Consider the following 18,197-nt stretch of genomic DNA (forward strand, 5'->3'; position numbering starts at 1 on the left):
GAAGAAGAGTTCGGGACGGACGTCAGCCGTTGGTGAGGCGGTCGCGCTCGCGCTTCATGGCGTCGGCGAGCAGCGCCTTGTCGGGGTCGCCCTGCACCTCGACGGTGATCTCGTAGACCACGTCGCCGACCACGCCGATGCCGATCAGCGCACCGGTGTACGCCTGCTGCTTGGGCTTGAAGATGTAGCCCTTGGCGTTCGGCACCCCGTCGATGTCGAACGAGTCGTCGCCGTAGCCCGAGTGGTCGGCGAAGCCCTGCGCGCGGTCGGTGCGGCCGAAGCGCTTGAGTTCCGAGCGCACCTCGGTCTTGCCGTCCCGGAGGCGGTAGGTGCGGCCGGCGGCGTCCTTGAAGCCCCAGGAGTCCAGCACCTCCTTGATGTCGACGTCGTCGCTGTACTGCGCCTGGAGGTCGTCGGTGCTCAGCATCGCACCGTCCGGCGAACCGTACGGGTCGGCGTTGTCCGGCACCGGCAGCAGGAAGTACCGCAGGTCGCCGGTGTGCTTGCCGCCGGAGACGCTGCCCTGCAGCGTGCTGGACGGGCGGGGCGCCGGGATCGCCGACGGGGGCGCGCTGGGCGACGGGCTGGGCGAGGCGGAGGCGCTCGCACTGGCCGAGGCGCTGGTGGCGGGCGCCGGCGCGGCGGCCACCGCCTTGTTCCGGTCGGGCTTGCCGACGGCGACGGTGATGGCGGCGCTGGTCGCGGTCACCGCGAGCAGCACCGCCACCGACAGCGCCACGGCGGCCGCCCGGGGCAGCCCGCCACGGCCTGCGGCGGGCTGCTGCTCGGCGGCCGCGGCCTCGTCGAATGCGGCCTCGTCGCCCGCGGGCAGCTCGACCGCGGGCTGCTCGGGGCCGGGCGGAGCCGGGGTGGACGACGGGTTGGGTTCGGTGGCCGCCGCCTGCTCGGCAGGCTCGGCGGCCGACTCCTGACCAGGGGTCGGTTCGGAAACGGACAAGGGTCTCCCCCCAGAGTGCGCATGGACGACCGCATGGCGGCACGAACCGTCCCCCCGGCCGGCTCGAACACCGGCGTCACCATGCGGTGCACGAATTATGGGAGTCCTGTGCAGCCGTCAACAACACGCCCGCGCCGCCGATTTGCCGCAATCCCGAGCCAATCGGACAGGCCGTGACCGAAACGCAACCCCCGGCCCGATCAGCTGGTCCCCGAGTCATCCTTCGTGGACGGAGCAGGCCGATCCGACGGGGCATCCGCGGGCACCGCAGGCGGCTCCTCCGGGGCGCGCGGCGCGGGCGCGGAGGGCTGCGCGGAGGGCTGCGCGGGCGCCTGCCCGGCGTACGCGGCGGGCGGTGCGGCGGGGTCGGTCAGCGGGATACCGGCGGCCTCGGCCAGGGCGATGTCGAGGCGCTCGTTGCGGATCCGGCGGTCGATGTACATGACGCCGTTGGCGAGCGGGGTCAGCGGCGCGGTCACCATCGTGAACACCAGCATGAACAGCATCCCGAGCGCCAGCACCACGGTCAGCGCGCCGGTGCTGGGCACCGTGGCCGTCTCCTGCTGGTCGAGGTTGCCGAAGAAGACGGCCGGCATCATGCCGCTGAGGACCATCATGAACGGGGCCGCCACGATGTTGGCCGCGAGCCGGCCGGTCAGCGCCACCACCGTGGTCAGCAGCAGGCTGCGCCACCAGTTGCCCTCGTTGAGCCGCCAGGCCCGGCGGATCGCGCCGACCGGCGTGCTCTCCTCCAGCACCACCACCGGCACCTGCAGGATCAGCCGGATCATCACGAAGAACGCGCCGATCGCGACGACCGGGAACAGCACGAGCAGCAGCAGCATCGGCAGCGGATTGTCGAACAGCACCCCGAGGACGAACGGGACGACGAGCGCCACCACGTACAGCAGCATCAGCGGCACGAACACCGCGGCCTGCGACAGCACGGCCGGCCACAGCCGGGGCAGCGTCTCCTTCCAGGCCTGCCGGGCCGTGATCCGACGGCCCAGCGTCGCGGCCCGCAGCACCACCGTGGACAGCGGCGCGGCGATCAGGTACTGGACGAACAGCACCAGTCCGACCACCAGGAACAGCAGCAGCATCGGGCTCATCACGTCCCACAGCTGCTCGCCGGTCGGGTCCTCCCCGTCCTTCGGCAGCCGGTCGAGCGCGTCGCGCACACCGCCCACGCCCAGCAGCGACACCAGCACCACCGGCACCGCGCCGACGCCCGTCACCGCCAGCAGCGGCAGGTACAGCGCCGTGAAGCAGCGGCGGATGGTGTCGAACACGGCGCCGAACATCTCGCCGAACGACATCGGACGCAGCGGGATCACCCCCGGCTTCGGCGCGACCGGAGCAGCCCCCCAGGGCCCCTGCCCCCACCCGCCCGGGCCGCCCGCCCCCGGCCAGTGGCCCTGACCGTAGGGCTGCCCCTGGCCCCACTGCCCGCCGGGCCGCTGCCCGGAACCGCCGCCGTCCGTACTCATCCGAACCCCTCCAGAAACCACCGCCCCGGGCCGGCCCCGGAACTTGCCGACGAGCCTAGGCCTCACCCCCGCCCACCCCCGACCCACCCCCTGCCGCCCTCCCGACCTCCCGTCACGCCATCTGCGCGGGAGGAGGCCGACCCAGAGGCAGACGGTCTCCGTGACACGGTCGAGCGCACCGACTTGGTCGTTCAACAGGTGCCGCACACGCCGGACGCCGAGTTCCGGGCCTCCCTCGGCCATCCGTGACCACCCCTCCTCCGCGCCCCGGCCCCCGGGCACCGTCGCCGAAGCCTGCTCGAACCGTCACTCGCCGGTGGGTACGCGTAGGGTCGGCTGCATGCGTCTGAGCACGGTGATCCTCCCCATCCACCGGTGGGGCGAGGGGCAGAAGATCTGGCAGCGGGCCGAGGACCTCGGGTTCCACGCCGCGTACACGTACGACCACCTGTCCTGGCGGTCCTTCCGGGACGAGCCGTGGTTCGGGGCGGTCCCGACGCTGACGGCCGCGGCGACGGCCACCCAGCGCATGCGTCTGGGCACCCTCGTGACCTCGCCGAACTTCCGCCACCCCGTGACGCTGGCCAAGGAACTGATCACGCTGGACGACGTGTCCGGCGGGCGGCTCACGCTGGGCATCGGCGCGGGCGGGACGGGCTTCGACGCGACGGCGATGGGCCAGCAGGCGTGGTCGCCGAAGGAGCGGGCGGACCGGTTCGCGGAGTTCCTGCCGCTGTTGGACGACCTGCTGCGGCACGACGCCACCACGCGGGAAGGGACGTTCTACTCGGCGGTCGAGGCGCGGAACATCCCCGGCTGCGTGCAGTCGCCCCGGGTGCCGTTCTACGTGGCGGCCACCGGGCCGCGCGGGCTCAGGCTCGCGGCGGAGTACGGGCAGGGCTGGGTGACGTACGGGGACCCGCGCGGCCCGGCCGACGTGCCGGTGGAGCAGGCGCCCGAGGTGATCGCCCGACAGCTCGGAAAGCTCACGTCGGCCTGTGAGGCGGCCGGCCGGGACGTCGGCGAGCTGGAGAAGCTGCTGCTGCAGGGCTCGACCGCCGAGAAGCCGCTCCAGTCCCTGAACGCCTTCGTCGACTGGGCCGGCCGCTACCAGGAACTGGGCATCACCGAGCTGGTGATCCACTGGCCGGTGCCGGACTCGATCTTCGCCACCGACCCCGACGTCTTCGAACGGATCGCCACCGAGGGCCTCGACCAGCTGAGTTGACCCGGGACCGGACGGCCGAGCCCCGGAGGCGACGTCGGCCGAGCCGCGATCGTCGGGCCGCGTTCGCCGCGATGCCACGGTGGTGATGCCGGGCGTTGGCCGGGCGCTGGGACGCTCACGGGCACATTCAGCCACCCTCGCAGGGAGTGTCATGCGATTCCGAGTCCCGTCCGCGGTCCCGCTGTTGGCGGTCGGCGCGGCCCTGGTCAGTGTTGCCGCGACGGCGCCGAGCGCGGTGGCCGCGCCCGGTGCGCCGGGGCAGCGTCCGTCGTTCTGCGGGCACGACAACCGGCACACGCCGTTCGCGGGCTACCTGTGCGCGCGGCCCGGGGAGCTGCTGGACGTGCGGATCGGGGACGTCCACCCGACGCAGCCGTCGCTGGGCTTCGACGAGGTGTACTACAAGCTCGGCCGGTACACGCTCGGCAAGGACGCGGTCAACAAGAAGTTCAGCGACTGGTGCGAGGCGGACGGCCGGATCGAGGCGGTCGCGGTGCGGCCGGACGCGCGGCTGGACGACCCGTCCTCCTTCAGCTGCGCGCTGCCGGTCGGCGGGGAGACCGCGGACAGCGCGGCCGCGATGAAGACCGTGGTGATCGGCCCGGGCGGCGAACCGTTCCTGACGGACGGCCACCACACGCTGACCTCGTTCTACGAGACCCCGGACGGCGGCGCGAACCTGCACGTGCGGCTGCGGGTGCTGGCCAACCTGAGCACGCTGACCCAGAAGGACTTCTGGGAGCGGATGCGGGCCGAGAAGTGGGTGTACCTGAGCGACCCGCAGGGCAACCCGGTGAAGGTCAACAAGCTGCCGACCTCGGTCGGGCTGGCGAACTTCCAGGACGACAAGTACCGCAGCCTGCTCTACTTCGGCCGCGACATCGGCTACACCCAGAACTCGGTGCCGTTCCAGGAGTTCTACTGGGGCAGCTGGATCCGGGACGCCGCGCCGGTCGACCTCTCCTCCTGGGACCGGTCCGACCTGGCCGGCTACCTGGCCGCCGTGAAGGGCACCACCCAGGCGATGGCGGCGCTGCCGAAGAGCACCGTCGTCAACAACGGCTTCACCGCGGCCGAGCTGGGCGCGCTGGACCAGTGGAACGCCGGGAAGGCCGCCAACAAGGGCGAGTTCGACAAGCTGAGCAAGCCGTACTCGGACGCCAAGCCGGGCAAGTTGGCGTACGCGCTGGAGTACAGGCGGGTCAACGGCCTGGGCTGAGTCGGCACGCGACGCGCGAAGGGGGCCGGCGGCCGCCTTCGCGCGTCCCGGGTGTCAGGAGCCGAGCAGGCTCACGGCCGGGGCCTCGGTGGCCTTGCCGGTGGCGGCCTTGGAGACCTGGTCGGCCGTCAGCGCCTTCTTCCAGACCTGGACGCCGGTGATCGAGCCGTTCCAGGCGTCCGTCCACTGCGACTTGGAGCGGGCCCGGCCGAGCTCCAGCGGGCCGGTGCCGTGCACGACCGACGGCGCGGCGGTGGTCTGGGCGAGGGTGCCGTCCACGTACAGCGAGATGGACTTGGCCTTGGCGTTGTAGACGCCGGTCAGGGTGGTCCACTGGCCGGTGGCGGCGGCTCCGCCGGACACCGCCAGGGCGCTCTTGCCGTCCTGGTTGGCGGTCTGCACCTTGAAGACCCAGCGGTTGCGGTTGCTCCCGGCGTCCTCGCGTCCCAGGTAGAAGGAGAAGAACTGCTCGCCGTTCTGCGACAGCGCCGCCTTGGAGGCGCTCGCGGCGTCGTTGCGGACCACGGCGGAGACGGTGAAGTCCTTGGTGGTGTCCACGGACGCGTCGGCGGCCTCGGCCCAGGCGTCGCCGCTGCCGGTCAGCTGCAGCGCCTTGCCGTCGCGGCCGGCGGCGGCGCCCACCTTCGCGGCGCCGCCGAGCTTCAGGCCGGGCACCGTGTCGGCGACCTCCGTGCCGGTGCCGCCCTTGCCGCCCGGCCCGGCGGAGGCGCTCGCGGACGGGGCGGCGGAGGGGGCGGCGCCGACCTGCGCCGCCTTGGGGATGGCCGGGCCGGCGGAGTCGTCCATCATCACCGCGACGGCGACCATCGCGCCGACGGTCACCAGGCCGGTGGCCAGCGCGGTGATGCCCAGGGTCCGCTTGCGGCGGGCCTCCCGTGCGTCGACCTCGGCCATCGTCCGCCAGTACGCCGCTTCCGGTCCCCCCGCCATCGGCTCCCTGGTCGCGCCCGCCGCACTGCCCGCCGCCCGCCTGCCCGCCACGTTCTCCCCGATCCGTCCGCTTGCCTGTCGGCGGAACTCTAGGGGGCCCGGTTCGAACACGCGAACCGGAACGGCGCTCGTCGCTGCGTCCCGTTCGCCTGAACAACCGCCAGGCGAACGGGAGTTGAGCAGATTCCGTCAGCCCCGGCGAGTGGCCCGACGACGGGCGGACAGCGTGACGGCGCCGGCGCCGAGCAGCACCAGGACGGTGCCGCCGATCAGCATCGGGGTCGAGCCGGAGCCGCCGCCGGTGGACGCCAGGTTGACGGTGCCGGCCGGAACGGAGGCCGGGCTCGGGGTGGTGCTCTCGACCGCGGCGGCGGGCACGACGGCCGGGGCGGCAGCCGGCACGACGGCCGGGGCGGCGGCCGGGGCCGCGGCGTCCTTGACGGCCGGGGTCTGCGCCGAGGGGGTCGCGGCCGGGGCGCTCGGGGCCTTGGTGGTGGCGGTGGGCGCCGGGGCGGCGGGGTGGACGATCGGGAGGGTGAAGTGCGGGGTCTCCCGCAGGTGGCTCTGGTAGGGCTGCTGGACGCCGACCCGAACGTCGACCTGCTTCTGGGCCGCGGTGGAGTGCGAGGTGACCGAGAGCCGGAACATGAAGCGGGTGGCGCGGCCGGGCGCCAGGTCGGTGGCGAGGAAGGAGTAGTCGCCGCGCAGCGTCGGGTCGCAGCCGGGCTTCAGCGCAATGGTCTTCCAGACGCCGTTGTGCGCCACCTGCAGGACCAGGTCCTCGGCGTGCAGGTTGCCGGCGATGTCGCCCGCGTCGTTGGAGAAGGTGGGGAACGGCTGGACGCCCTTGAGCATCTCCGTGCCGCCGTTGTAGACCTCGACGCCGAACTCGACCGCGGCGCCGCCCTCGGTGATCGTGCGGGCGTCCCGGGGGAGCAGCCCGACCTCCGGCTTGGGCTCCGCCGCCGGGGCGTCGGCCGGGGCGGACGCGGTCGCGGAGGCGGCCGGCTGGGCGTCGCCGCAGGCCCAGGCGCTGGTGGCCCCGCCGAGGACGGGAATGGTGGCGCCGAGCACGGCGGTGGCGGCGAGAACGGCGAGGCGGGTGCGGCGGGTACGGACGGACATCGGAAGTTCCCCCCAGGAACTGGTGACTGCGAGTAGTGGATGCGGCGGGTGCCCCTGATCGTTTCCGCTGGCCGGGCGAGCGCCGCTGAAAGAATTCTGTCGATCGGATGTCCGAGGCAGATCAGTGATTCGTCACCGCGGGGCAACAGTCGGTCGCACCCGTACCTCACCCGGACGGACCAGTTTCTGACGGTCCGTCGGCCGACAGCCCGACCCGTTGCCGCCCCACGTGCACAGATACGGGGCGGGGGTATCGTTTCCCGGGTGGAACGGGCCGTGCGGGTGAGCCACCCCGCCGGGCGGACGGTCGCCCGGTGGGCGGTGCTGTGCGCCCTGCTGCTCGGGCTGTTCCTGATGCACGGGAGCCCGGCGAGCGCCGCCGGCTGCCACCCGGCCGAAGGCGCCGCGATGGCGGCCCACCCGGGGGCGCACGCCGATGAAGGGGGCGGGCGGGTCGCCGCGGGTGCGCCGGGCGCGCACGGTCGGACCTCCGCCGACTGCGTCTCCACCCCGGCCCGCGACCGGGCGCCGCTGGCCGGCCCGTCCGCCGCCGCGCCGTGGAGCCACCCGCAGCCGCCCGCCGTCGCCGGACCGCTCCGGACGGGCGGCGCCGAGACCGGCAGGTCACCGCCGGACAGCGGGCGGGAACTGCTGACCAGGGTCTGCGTCGCCCGCAGGTGAGAACGCCACCCGGCCGCCCGTCGAGGGCCGCCGGGCGCCGCGTCCTGCCCGCAGAACACCCGCATCCTGGAGCGAACTCCGATGACCCGCACCACCACGACCACCCGCCGCACCCTGCTGGCCGGCGCTGCCGCCGCCGCGCTCGCCCTGACGCTGGCCGCCTGCGGCAGCGACCCGATGCCCGGCATGGAGCACGGCGCCGCCCCCTCCGCGAGCGGCTCCGCCGCCGGGCACGACGCCATGCCCGGCATGAGCCACGGCCCCGAGGGCATGGCGGGCATGGGCGACAGCGCCGACGGACTGGCCGCCGAGCGGGGCGGCTACCGCCTCGACGGCAGCCTGGCCGGCACCGAGTACCGGTTCACCGTGACCGGCCCGGACGGCAAGGTGCTGACCGAGTACCAGCCCGAGCAGACCAAGGAGATGCACTTCTACGCGATCCGCTCCGACCTGTCCGGCTTCCAGCACCTGCACCCGACGCGCTCCGCCGACGGCACCTGGACGGCCCCGCTGGCCGCCCTGCAGCCCGGCGACTGGCGGATGTACGCCTCGTTCGTCCCCGGCGCGGGCAGCGGCAAGGGCACCGGGCTGGTGCTCAGCCGCACCACGACCGTCGCCGGGCAGGCCAGTGCGGTGCCGCTGCCGGCGGCCGCCACGAGCACCACCGTCGACGGCTACACCGTCGCCGTGGCGGGCGCGCCGAAGGCCGGCGCGGCCGGGGAGCTGACCGTCACCGTCAGCAAGGACGGGCAGCCGGTCACCGACCTGGAGCCCTACCTGGAGACGTACGCCCACCTGACCGCCTTCCACGCCGGCGACCAGGCGTTCGCGCACCTCCACCCGGAGACCGAGGTCACCGCCCGGGGCGGCGGCCCGACCCTGTCGATCCACGCCGAACTGCCGAAGCCCGGCGACTGGCGGCTGTTCCTCCAGTTCCAGACCGGCGGCACCCTGCACACCGCGGCGCTCACCCTGAACGTCGCCGCCTGACCGCCCCGGGCCCGCCTCCCCGGGGGCGGGCCCGCTTCCCGTACAAGTGCGCGAAGATGGACGGATGACCGCCTCCCCGCGCCCCCGCCTGATCGCCACCGACCTCGACGGCACCCTGCTGTGCCCCGGCGGGACGGTCTCCGCCCGGACGGCGGCCGCGCTGGCCGCCGCCGAGGCCGCCGGGGTGCAGGTGGTGTTCGTCACCGGCCGCCCGCCGCGCTGGATGCGCCACCTCGGCCCGCACATCGGCGGCCACGGCGTGGCGATCTGCTCCAACGGCGGCGCGGTGGTCGACGTCCGGCGCGGCGAACTGCTGGAGACCTGTCCGCTGGAGCGCGCCGACACGCTCGCCGTGGTGGAGCGGCTGCGGGCCGAACTGCCCGGCACCGCCTTCGCGTTCGAGTTCCCCGGCGGGTTCGCCCGGGAGGCCGGGTACACCGTCTTCTTCGGCGAGTCGGAGGACGACCACCCGGTCGGCCCGGCCGCCGAACTGCTCGCCTCCGGCCGGGTGGACGGCCTGTTCAAGCTCCTCGGCAAGCACCCCGACCTCTCCCCCGACGAGTTCCTCGACCGCGCCCGCGCCGCCGTCGGCCCGCTCGCCGAAGTCACCCGCTCCAGCCCCATCCCCCTGGTCGAGATCAGCGCCCCCGGCGTCACCAAGGCCAGCAGCCTCGCCCGCTGGTGCGCCCAGCACGACATCGACGCCACCGAGGTCATCGCCTTCGGCGACATGCCCAACGACCTCGACATGCTCGCCTGGGCCGGCCAGTCCTACGCCGTCGCCAACGCCCACCCCCTGGTCCTCTCCGCCGTCACCCGCCACACCGCCAGCAACGAACACGACGGCGTCGCCGCGATCATCGAAACCCTCCTCTGACCTCCGCCCGCCCCGGGCCTGTCACACATCGGGTACTACACTTTCCCCATGGAGAGCTCCCGCCCCGGCCGGACCCGGGTGACAAGCGTCTCGCTGCGTGCCGAGACCCTCGAAGCGATCCGCGCGCGCGCCGGGAAGCAGGGCGTCTCCTCCTACATCGAGGAGGCCGTCCAGCGGCAGTTGCAGCGGGAGGCCGTCGACGACTTCATCGCCGCCGCGGAGGCCGAGCACGGCCCGGTCGACCCGGCCGAGGTCGCGGCCCTGGTCGAGAGCGTCCGCGCCCACCACGCCGCACACCCCGGAGACGCTTCCGCGGACGCCGCGTGAGCGGGACGCTGGTGCTCGACAGCGAGGCGCTCTCCAAGCTCTCCCGACGGCACCGTTCGATGACCACCTGGCTGGACGCCGCCCGCACACTGGACCTGCTGCTGGTCACCAGCGCCGCCACCCTGGTCGAGGCCCGCGACCCGAAGGTGCCACAAGCGGCCTTCGACCACGCCGTCTCGCTCACCAAGGTGCGCCCCGTCACCGAGGAGGTCGCACGGGACGCGAGCCGGCTGCTGGCAGCCGAGGGCCTGCACGGCCACAAGTACGCGATCGACGCGATGCTCGCCGCGACGGCCCATCTGGAGCGCGGCCGGGTGACCGTCGTGACCAGTGACACCGACGATCTGCGGCGACTGTGCCACCCGCGCATCGCGGTCCTGCCCGTCTGACCTCCCCGTCGACCGGCCGTCACAGCCGGGCCGTCCAGCGGACGCGGGTGCCCTTGGCGTCGGGGCCGGGTTCGTGCCAGGCGTCGCCGCCGAGGGCTTCGGCGCGGCGGGTGAGGTTGCGCAGGCCGGAGCGGCGGCCGTCCGGGGGGATGCCGATGCCGTCGTCGGTGACGGTGAGCAGGACGCCGGGCAGGCCGGGCGAGTCGGGGTCGGGGCGGACGGGGCGGCCGTCGGGGCCGAGGTGGACGGTGGCGTCGAGTTCGACGGCGACCCGGGAGGCGCGGGCGTGCCGGGCCGTGTTGGAGAGCATCTCCCGCAGCGCGGCGAGGAGTTGGCGCGAAGCCTGCTCGCCGACCAGGCTCTCGACCGGGCCGGTGAAGGTGATCGCGGGCCGGAAGCCGAGCGCCGCCGCGGCCTGACTGCCCTCGCGCAGGACGCGGGTGCGCAGGGTGTCGGGCTCGTCGTCGGTGTCGTCGTGCTGGAGGGCGTAGATGGTGGTGCGGACTTCCTGGATGGTGGCGTCGAGTTCGTCGACGGCCTGCCCGATGCGCTGCCGCACCTCGGGGACGACGGCCCGGCGGGCGGCGCCCTCCAGCATCATGCCGGTGGCGAAGAGGCGTTGGATGACCAGGTCGTGCAGGTCGCGGGCGATCCGGTCGCGGTCCTGGAAGACCGCGAGGCGCTGCTGGTTGAGCTGGTACTCGGCGAGGCGCAGGGCCAGCGCGGCCTGCGAGGCGAAGGTTTGGGCGAGTTGCCGTTCGGTGCCGGTGAAGGGCGCGGTGCCGGCCGCCCGCCACACGCACAGCGCGCCCAGCACCCGGCCCGCGGACACCATCGGCACGGCCAGGCACGGCCCGAACTCCCCTGCCAGCCGGTCGAATTGGCCGACCGAGGCGGTTTCGGGGGCGGTGGCCGGATCGTCCAGGTTCACGGGTTCGCCGGCCAGCAGCCGGGGGGCGAGGCCGCTCCGGGGGAGCAGTTCGCCGGCGAGGTAGTCGGCGCGTTCCCCGGAGGCGTAGGCGACCCGCATCCGGTCCTCGCCGGCCGGCAGCAGGACCATGCCGAGCGCGCCCTCGGCGAGTTCGCGGACCTGTTCGGCGGCGACCGTCAGCGCGATCCGGGCCTCGTCGGTGGAGAGCAGCGACGTGGTGACGGCGGCGGCCGCGGTGATCCAGCGTTCGCGGCGCCGGCCCTCCTCGTACAGCCGGGAGTTCTCGATCGCGACGCCCGCGGCGGCGGCCAGCGCGAGCACCACCTGTTCGTCCTCGGGGGTGAAGGAACCGCCGCCCTGCTTCTCGGACAGGTAGAGGTTGCCGAACACCTCGCCGCGGACCCGGATCGGCACGCCCAGGAAGGACACCATCGGCGGGTGTCCGGGCGGGAAGCCGACCGAGCGCGGGTCGGTGGACAGGTCGGTGAGCCGCAGCGGCCGCGGGTCGTCGATCAGCGCGCCGAGGATGCCGCCGCCGGTGGGCAGGTGGCCGATCCGGCGGACGGTGGCGCCGTCGACGCCGACGTGGATGAAGTCCGACAGGCCGCCGCCGTGCGGGTTGACCACGCCGAGCGCGGCGTACCGGGCGTCGACCAGTTCGGCGGCGCCGGAGGCGATCCGCTGCAGGGTGGTGTGCGGGTCGAGGTTGGCGCCGACCGAGACCACGGCCTCCAGCAGGCGCTGCATCCGGTCGGCCACGGCGGCGGCGGACTGAAGCCGTTCCGAGACCTCGGTGACCAGGGTGTCCAGCCCGAGCGAGGAGATCTCGGGGATGCGCGGTGGACCGTTCTCGGCGGCCGGGTGATCCATGCCACCAGTGTGCCCGTTCGTCCCAGTTCGTCCGGTATTCGGGTCAGCGCGCGGCCCGACCGGCCGGGGCGGCGGCCGCGACGCGCGTCTCGCCGGCCCGCTCCCGGGCCAGCATCGCGTTCAGCCGGCCGCCGGGCCGGTCCGCCAGCTGCGACCAGCGGCCGCGTTCGACCACCCGGCCGTCGTCCAGCACCAGCACCTCGTCGACGCTGCTGTCGTCGAGGCCGGCCAGCCGGTGGGTGATCAGCAGCGTGGTGCGGCCCTCGGTGGCGGCCAGCAGGTCGGCGGTGAGGGCGTCGGCGGTGGCGACGTCGAGGTGTTCGGCGGGCTCGTCCAGCACCAGCACGGGGAAGTCGGCGAGCAGCGCGCGGGCCAGCGCGAGGCGCTGGCGCTGGCCGCCGGAGAGGCGGGCGCCGTGTTCGCCGACCATGGTGTCGAGGCCGTCCGGCAGGCCGTCCACCCAGTCGAGCAGCCGTGCCCGGCCGAGCGCGGCGCGCAGCCGGTCCTCGTCGGCGTCGGGGCGGGCCAGTCGCAGGTTCTCCCGCACGGAGCTGTCGAAGACGTGCGCGTCCTGCGCGCACAGGCCGATCACCCGGCGGACGTCCTCGCCCGCCAGGTCCCGGGTGTCCACGCCGTCGGCCAGCCGCACGGAGCCGCCGGAGGGTTCGACGAAGCGCAGCAGGACGTGCGCCAGGGTGGTCTTGCCGGAGCCGGACGGGCCGACCACCGCGACGCGCCGGCCGGGCCGCAGTTCGAGGTCGACGCCGCGCAGCGCGTCGTCCGCGGCGCCGGGCCAGCGGGCGGTCAAGTCGCTGACCACCAGCGGGAGTTGCTCGGCGGGAAGCGGCCTGGGCGCGGCCGGTTCGACCACCGGGAGCGGTGCGGCCAGCACCTCGGCGAGGCGCTCCCGGGAGGCCCGGGCGCGTTCGCGGAAGCGCACCGCGGTGGGCATCCCGGCGACCGCCTCGAACGCGGCGAGCGGCGTCAGGACGACGACGGCCAGGCAGACGCCGGGCAGCGCGCCGGAGGCGACGCCGTGCACGCCGACGGCGGCGGAGGCCACCACCGTCAGGCCGGAGACCAGCGCGACCAGGCCCGCCGAGAGCGCGCCGGAGGCGGCGGAGCGCCCGGCCAGCCGGGTCAGCGCGGCGTCGGCGGCGCGGGTGGCGCGCAGCCGGGCGGGGAGGGCGCCGGCGACGGTGAGTTCGGCGGTGCCGGTCAGGGTGTCGAGGACGGCGGTGGCGAGTTCGCCCTTGGCGGGTGCGTGCCGGCGCTCCAGGCGGCCGGAGATCCGGCGTTCCAGCGCGGGGACGGCGGCCCCGGCGAGCAGCAGGCCGAGGGCGAGCACGAGTCCGGCGAGCGGCAGGAAGGCGGCGAGGGCGGCGGAGGCGGCGAGCGAGACCACGACGGCGGTGGCGGCGGGCAGTCGCCAGCGCAGGTGGAAGTCCTGGACGGCGTCCACGTCGGCGACCAGTCGGGACAGCAGGTCGCCGCGGCGGAACTGCGGGAGGCCGGCGGGGGCGAGCTGTTCCAGGCGGCGGTAGACGGCGGTGCGGATTCCGCCGAGGGCCTTCAGCACGGCGTCGTGGGAGACCAGCCGTTCGGCGTAGCGGAACACGCTGCGGCCGATGCCGAACGCCCGGACGGAGGTGACGGCGACCATCAGGTACAGCACGGGCGGCATCTGCGAGGCGCGGGAGATCAGCCAGCCGGAGGTGCCCATCAGGGCGACGGCGCAGCCGAGGGCGAGCGAGCCGAGCAGCACGGCGAGCCACATTCGGGGCACCCGGGCGGGTCCGTCGGCGGCCGGTTCGTCCTGCTCCGCCGGTCGCGGTACCGGCCGGGTCGCCGCCGGTGCGGGCTCCGGAGCGGCGGGGCGGGGCTCGGCCGGCGGGCCGGGCAGGTGCACGTGGTGGTCGGCGAGGGCGATCAGCGCGGGCCGGTGGGTGATCAGCAGCACGGTGCGGTCGAGCCCGCGGAGGGTCTCCAGCAGGGCGGCCTCGGTGACGGGGTCGAGGTGCGCGGTGGGCTCGTCCAGCACCAGCAGCGGCCGGTCGGCGAGCAGGGCGCGGGCCAGGGCGAGGCGTTGGCGCTGGCCGGCGGAGAGGCCGTGGCCGTTCTCGGCGAGCGGGGTGTCGGGGCGGGCGAAGTCGACGTGGGCGGCGGCGAGGGCGGCGGCGAGTTCGGCGTCGGTGGCGTCGGGCCGGGCGAGGCGGACGTTCTCGGCGACGGTGCCGGCGAACAGGTGGGGGTGCTGCGGGACCCAGGCGAGTTGGGCGTGCCAGCTCGCCAGGTCGGTGTCGGCGAGCGGCTGTCCGCCGATCAGCACCTGTCCGGCGTCGGGCCGGACGAAGCCGAGCACGGCGTTCACCAGGGTGGTCTTGCCGGCGCCGCTGGGCCCGGTCAGCACGGTGGTGCGTCCGGCCGGTACCACCAGCGAGACCTCGTGCAGGGCGTCCTGGGCGCGGCCCGGGTGGCGGACGGTCAGGCCTTCGACGCGCAGGTCGGCGCCGGCCGCCGGCGGGGCGGGGCGGCGGCCGGCCTCGGGCAGCGGGGTCTCCAGGACTTCGAAGATCTTCCCGGCGGCGGCGAGTCCTTCTGCGCTGGAGTGGTAGAGCGCGCCGACCTGGCGCAGCGGCAGGTAGACCTCGGGGGCGAGGACCAGCACCAGCAGGCCGGTCTCCAGGTCGAGGGTGCCGTTCACCAGCCGGAAGCCGATGGAGACGGCGACCAGGGCGACGGAGAGGGTGGAGAGCAGTTCCAGGGCGAAGGAGGAGACGAAGGCGAGCCGCAGGGTGCGCAGGGTGGCGCGGCGGTAGTCCTCGGTGATCCGGCCGATGGCGGCGGCCTGGGCCTTGGCGCGGCCGAAGACCTTGAGGGTGGGCAGGCCGGCGACGACGTCGAGGAAGTGGTGGGAGAGCCGGGACAGGCCGGCGAACTGGCGGTCGGTGCGGGCCTGGGTGGCGTAGCCGATGAGGATCATGAACAGCGGGATCAGCGGCAGCGTCACGCAGATGATCGCGGCGGACTCCCAGTCTGCGCCGAGGATCCGGGCGAGCACGACCGCGGGGACGACCACGGCGAGGGCCAGTTGCGGCAGGTAGCGGGCGAAGTAGTCGTCGAGGGCGTCGACGCCGCGGGTGGCGAGGGTGGCCAGGTCGCCGGTGCGGCGGCCGGTGAGGTAGCCGGGGCCGAGCGCGGTGGCGTGGTCGAGCAGGCGGCGGCGCAGGGTGGATTTGACGGTGGCGACCGAGCGGTGCGCGGTGAGTTCGGTCAGCCAGGCGACCAGCGCCCGGCCGAGGGTGACGCCGGCGAGGCCGAGCAGCGGCCCCCACAGCGGGTGCTGGCCGCGCTGGAAGGCGCGGACCACGAGGTCGGCGATCAGCGCGGCCTGGGCGACCAGCAGGGCCGCGCCCACCCCGCCGAGGATCACGGATCCGGCGAGGAAGGCGCGGGTGGTGCGGGCGTGGGCCAGCAGCCGGGGGTCGATCGGTCGCATCCGCTGCCGGCTGTCCATCAGGTGTGCTCCTGGCTCAGTGGTGGGCGGCGGGGATGTGCTGGACGCCGATCCGGCGGCGGAACACCCAGTACGTCCAGCCCTGGTAGAGCAGCACGATCGGGGTGAAGACCAGGGCGACCACGGTCATCACCTTGAGCGTGTAGGGCGAGGACGAGGAGTTGCTGACGGTCAGCGACCAGTCGGCGTTCAGGGTGGAGGGCATCACGTCGGGGAACAGCGACAGGAACAGCATGCCGACGGCGGCGACGATGGTCAGGCCGCTGAGGCCGAACGCCCAGCCCTCGCGGCCCGCCTGGTTGGCGCCGAGCGCCCCGACCAGGGCGAGCACGGCGACGATCAGCGCGGCCAGGCTCCAGCCGTTGCCGGAGTCGATCTGGGTCCAGATCAGGAAGGCCGCCGCGAGGGCCGCGGTGACCAGGCCGAGGACGTTGGCCTGGACGCGGGCCCGGTGCCGGATGTCGCCGTCGGTCTTGAGGGCGGCGAACACCGCGCCGTGGAAGGTGAACAGCACCAGGGTGGTGAGTCCGCCGAGCAGCGCGTACGGGTTGAGCAGGTCCCAGAGGGTGCCGACGTAGTTCTTGTCCTGGTCGATCTCGACGCCGCGGACGATGTTGCCGAAGGCGACGCCCCACAGGAAGGACGGCAGCAGGGAGGTCCAGAAGATGGCGAGTTCCCAGTTGCGCTGCCAGCGTTCGCTGTCGCGCTGGTGCCGGTACTCGAAGGAGACGCCGCGGACGATCAGGCAGACCAGGATGACCAGCAGCGGGATGAAGAAGCCGCTGAACAGGGTGGCGTACCAGTCGGGGAAGGCCGCGAAGGTGGCGCCGCCGGCGGTGAGCAGCCACACCTCGTTGCCGTCCCAGACCGGGCCGATGGTGTTGATCAGGACGCGGCGTTCGGTGGTGTCGCGGGCCAGCAGCCTGGTGAGGATGCCGATGCCGAAGTCGAAGCCCTCCAGGAAGAAGTAGCCGATCCACAGGACGGCGATCAGGATGAACCAGAGGTCGTGCAGGTGCATGTGATCCGTCCTCAGTACGCGAAGGCGAGGGGCTTGTCGGCGTCCTCGTCGTCGGAGGGACCGCGCAGGGTCGGGTCCTTGGCGGGCGGCTTCTCGTCCGTGTCGGGGCCGGCGGCGGCGTACTTGGCGAGCAGTTTGACCTCGATCACGGCGAGGATCGCGTACAGGGCGGTCAGCGTGCACAGGCCGAGGACCTGGGTGCCGACGCTCACGTTGGGGGAGACCGCGTCGCGGGTGAACATCAGGCCGAAGACCACCCAGGGCTGGCGGCCCATCTCGGTGAAGATCCAGCCGAAGCTGTTGGCGATCAGCGGGAAGCCCATGGTGAGGATGCCGATCCGCCAGCTCCACCGGGTGAAGAAGACGCTCATCTCGCGGTTCCTGGTGAGCATCAGCTTCGGCGGCTCGTCGTCGCCGGTGCGGTGCTCGGGGGCGAGCCAGAACCTTCGGCGGGTGGTCCACAGGCCGATCAGCGCGGCGACGAAGGACGTCATGCCGAAGCCGATCATCAGCCGGAATCCCCAGTAGGTGACGAAGATGTTGGGGATGTAGTCGGTCGGGTCGCCGCCGTGCGCGGCGGCCTCGGCGGCGGCGACGTCGTTGATGCCGGGGACTTCGGACGAGAAGTCGTTGTGGGCGAGGAAGGACAGTATTCCGGGGATCTCCAGGGCGACCGAGTTGTGGCCCTTGGAGACGTCGCCGACGGCGAACACCGAGAACGGGGCGGGGGCCTGGGTGTCCCAGAGGGCTTCGGCGGCGGCCATCTTCATCGGCTGCTGCTCGAACATGACCTTGCCGAGGGTGTCGCCGCTGATCGCGGTGCCCAGGCCGGCGACCACGGCGATGGCCAGGCCGAAGCGCAGCGAGGTGCGCATCGCGGCGGTCTTGCGCCGGTCGGGCTGCTTGCCCCGCTTGGCGCGCCACAGGTGGTAGCTGGAGATGCCGACCACGAAGGCGGCGCCGGTGAGGAAGGCCGCGGTGAGCGTGTGGAAGACCTGCACCAGGGTGGTGTTCTGGGTCAGCACCCGCACGATGTCGGTCAGCTGGGCCTTGCCGGTGGCGGGGTCGATCCGGTAGCCGACCGGGTGCTGCATCCAGGAGTTGGCGGCCAGGATGAAGTACGCGGACAGCGCCGTGCCGATGGCCACCATCCAGATGCAGGCCAGGTGGATCTTCTTCGGGAGCTTGTCCCAGCCGAAGATCCACAGGCCGATGAAGGTGGATTCGAAGAAGAAGGCGATCAGCGCCTCCATCGCCAGCGGGGCGCCGAACACGTCGCCGACGAAGCGGGAGTAGTCGGACCAGTTCATGCCGAACTGGAACTCCTGCACGATGCCGGTGACCACGCCCATGGCGATGTTGATCAGGAAGAGCTTGCCCCAGAACTTGGTGGCGTGGAAGTACTTCTCCTTGCCGGTACGCACCCACGCCGTCTGCAGGCAGGCCACGATCGTGGCCAGGCTGATGGTGAGTGGCACGAAGAGGAAGTGGTAGACGGTGGTGATGCCGAACTGCCATCGCGAGATGGTCTCGTGAGCGACTGCTAGGTCCACTGCGCCCTCTCTCACAGGATGTGCATACCGGACAAAAAGCATATTTAGCACGCGGGGGTGGCGTACCTGC

General features: G+C 73.6%; 15 protein-coding genes. 7 read left to right on the forward strand and 8 right to left on the reverse strand.

What is annotated here, in order from left to right; genetic code table 11:
- Positions 1–22: 22 nt before the first annotated feature.
- On the reverse strand, positions 23–958 hold the full coding sequence (locus tag ACWEMJ_RS19790; RefSeq protein WP_452138360.1) for a hypothetical protein: 936 nt from the start codon (positions 956–958) through the stop codon (positions 23–25).
- Between the two features lie 200 nt (positions 959–1,158).
- Entirely contained in the window at positions 1,159–2,448 is a 1,290-nt protein-coding gene (locus tag ACWEMJ_RS19795) for a DUF7544 domain-containing protein (RefSeq protein WP_452138361.1), read from the reverse strand.
- A 340-nt stretch (positions 2,449–2,788) separates the two neighbouring features.
- On the opposite strand from ACWEMJ_RS19795, the gene ACWEMJ_RS19800 reads away from it, so the two are divergent.
- Positions 2,789–3,676: an LLM class flavin-dependent oxidoreductase gene (locus ACWEMJ_RS19800; protein WP_452138362.1), complete on the forward strand. Its 888-nt coding sequence runs from the start codon at positions 2,789–2,791 to the stop codon at positions 3,674–3,676.
- 151 nt (positions 3,677–3,827) lie between these two features.
- Positions 3,828–4,895 (forward strand): ParB-like protein, encoded by a 1,068-nt coding sequence (locus ACWEMJ_RS19805; protein WP_452138363.1) that lies wholly within the window; start codon positions 3,828–3,830, stop codon positions 4,893–4,895.
- Positions 4,896–4,949: 54 nt separating this feature from the next.
- Here ACWEMJ_RS19805 and ACWEMJ_RS19810 read toward each other — a convergent pair whose 3' ends face one another.
- Positions 4,950–5,846, reverse strand: coding sequence for a LamG domain-containing protein (locus tag ACWEMJ_RS19810; RefSeq protein WP_452138364.1), 897 nt, complete (start codon positions 5,844–5,846; stop codon positions 4,950–4,952).
- A gap of 189 nt (positions 5,847–6,035) precedes the next feature.
- The gene (locus ACWEMJ_RS19815; protein ID WP_452138365.1) at positions 6,036–6,971 is read right to left on the reverse strand and encodes a hypothetical protein; all 936 of its coding nucleotides are present in this window, start codon (positions 6,969–6,971) and stop codon (positions 6,036–6,038) included.
- A 264-nt stretch (positions 6,972–7,235) separates the two neighbouring features.
- Here ACWEMJ_RS19815 and ACWEMJ_RS19820 point away from each other — a divergent pair, with 264 nt between their 5' ends.
- The 5 genes from ACWEMJ_RS19820 (at position 7,236) to ACWEMJ_RS19840 (ending at position 10,235) form a co-directional block, all read left to right on the forward strand.
- Positions 7,236–7,652, forward strand: a complete 417-nt coding sequence (locus tag ACWEMJ_RS19820) for a hypothetical protein (protein WP_452138366.1) — start codon at positions 7,236–7,238, stop codon at positions 7,650–7,652.
- Between the two features lie 81 nt (positions 7,653–7,733).
- Positions 7,734–8,642 carry a hypothetical protein gene (locus ACWEMJ_RS19825; protein ID WP_452138367.1) on the forward strand — a complete coding sequence of 303 codons (909 nt, stop codon included), beginning with the start codon at positions 7,734–7,736 and terminating at the stop codon, positions 8,640–8,642.
- 64 nt (positions 8,643–8,706) lie between these two features.
- Positions 8,707–9,519 (forward strand): HAD family hydrolase, encoded by an 813-nt coding sequence (locus tag ACWEMJ_RS19830; RefSeq protein ID WP_452138368.1) that lies wholly within the window; start codon positions 8,707–8,709, stop codon positions 9,517–9,519.
- A gap of 48 nt (positions 9,520–9,567) precedes the next feature.
- On the forward strand, positions 9,568–9,846 hold the full coding sequence (locus ACWEMJ_RS19835) for a hypothetical protein (protein ID WP_452138369.1): 279 nt from the start codon (positions 9,568–9,570) through the stop codon (positions 9,844–9,846).
- Positions 9,843–10,235 (forward strand): PIN domain-containing protein, encoded by a 393-nt coding sequence (locus tag ACWEMJ_RS19840; RefSeq protein ID WP_452138370.1) that lies wholly within the window; start codon positions 9,843–9,845, stop codon positions 10,233–10,235. Before ACWEMJ_RS19835 ends, ACWEMJ_RS19840 begins: the two co-directional genes overlap by 4 nt.
- A 19-nt stretch (positions 10,236–10,254) precedes the next feature.
- Here the strand turns inward: ACWEMJ_RS19840 and ACWEMJ_RS19845 are convergent, their stop codons facing one another.
- From ACWEMJ_RS19845 to ACWEMJ_RS19860, 4 genes are read right to left on the reverse strand one after another with little or no spacing between them, the layout of a single operon-like run.
- Positions 10,255–12,036, reverse strand: coding sequence for a sensor histidine kinase (locus tag ACWEMJ_RS19845; protein WP_452138371.1), 1,782 nt, complete (start codon positions 12,034–12,036; stop codon positions 10,255–10,257).
- A 43-nt stretch (positions 12,037–12,079) separates the two neighbouring features.
- Positions 12,080–15,535, reverse strand: a complete 3,456-nt coding sequence (gene cydD / locus ACWEMJ_RS19850; protein WP_452138385.1) for a thiol reductant ABC exporter subunit CydD — start codon at positions 15,533–15,535, stop codon at positions 12,080–12,082.
- A gap of 34 nt (positions 15,536–15,569) precedes the next feature.
- Positions 15,570–16,574 (reverse strand): cytochrome d ubiquinol oxidase subunit II, encoded by a 1,005-nt coding sequence (gene cydB, locus ACWEMJ_RS19855; protein WP_452138372.1) that lies wholly within the window; start codon positions 16,572–16,574, stop codon positions 15,570–15,572.
- 11 nt (positions 16,575–16,585) lie between these two features.
- Positions 16,586–18,127 carry a cytochrome ubiquinol oxidase subunit I gene (locus ACWEMJ_RS19860; protein WP_452138373.1) on the reverse strand — a complete coding sequence of 514 codons (1,542 nt, stop codon included), beginning with the start codon at positions 18,125–18,127 and terminating at the stop codon, positions 16,586–16,588.
- Positions 18,128–18,197 lie beyond the last annotated feature (70 nt).

The sequence above is a fragment of the Kitasatospora sp. NPDC004531 genome (assembly GCF_053602195.1).

What these genes read in the sequence shown, in the direction of transcription:
- ACWEMJ_RS19795 (WP_452138361.1), bottom strand. Translation starts at nt 2,448, where the DNA reads ATGAGTACGGACGGCGGCGGTTCCGGGCAGCGGCCCGGCGGGCAGTGG.
- ACWEMJ_RS19800 (WP_452138362.1), top strand. Translation starts at nt 2,789, where the DNA reads ATGCGTCTGAGCACGGTGATCCTCCCCATCCACCGGTGGGGCGAGGGG.
- ACWEMJ_RS19805 (WP_452138363.1), top strand. Translation starts at nt 3,828, where the DNA reads ATGCGATTCCGAGTCCCGTCCGCGGTCCCGCTGTTGGCGGTCGGCGCG.
- ACWEMJ_RS19810 (WP_452138364.1), bottom strand. Translation starts at nt 5,846, where the DNA reads ATGGCGGGGGGACCGGAAGCGGCGTACTGGCGGACGATGGCCGAGGTC.
- ACWEMJ_RS19815 (WP_452138365.1), bottom strand. Translation starts at nt 6,971, where the DNA reads ATGTCCGTCCGTACCCGCCGCACCCGCCTCGCCGTTCTCGCCGCCACC.
- ACWEMJ_RS19825 (WP_452138367.1), top strand. Translation starts at nt 7,734, where the DNA reads ATGACCCGCACCACCACGACCACCCGCCGCACCCTGCTGGCCGGCGCT.
- ACWEMJ_RS19830 (WP_452138368.1), top strand. Translation starts at nt 8,707, where the DNA reads ATGACCGCCTCCCCGCGCCCCCGCCTGATCGCCACCGACCTCGACGGC.
- ACWEMJ_RS19835 (WP_452138369.1), top strand. Translation starts at nt 9,568, where the DNA reads ATGGAGAGCTCCCGCCCCGGCCGGACCCGGGTGACAAGCGTCTCGCTG.
- ACWEMJ_RS19845 (WP_452138371.1), bottom strand. Translation starts at nt 12,036, where the DNA reads ATGGATCACCCGGCCGCCGAGAACGGTCCACCGCGCATCCCCGAGATC.
- cydD (WP_452138385.1), bottom strand. Translation starts at nt 15,535, where the DNA reads ATGCGACCGATCGACCCCCGGCTGCTGGCCCACGCCCGCACCACCCGC.
- cydB (WP_452138372.1), bottom strand. Translation starts at nt 16,574, where the DNA reads ATGCACCTGCACGACCTCTGGTTCATCCTGATCGCCGTCCTGTGGATC.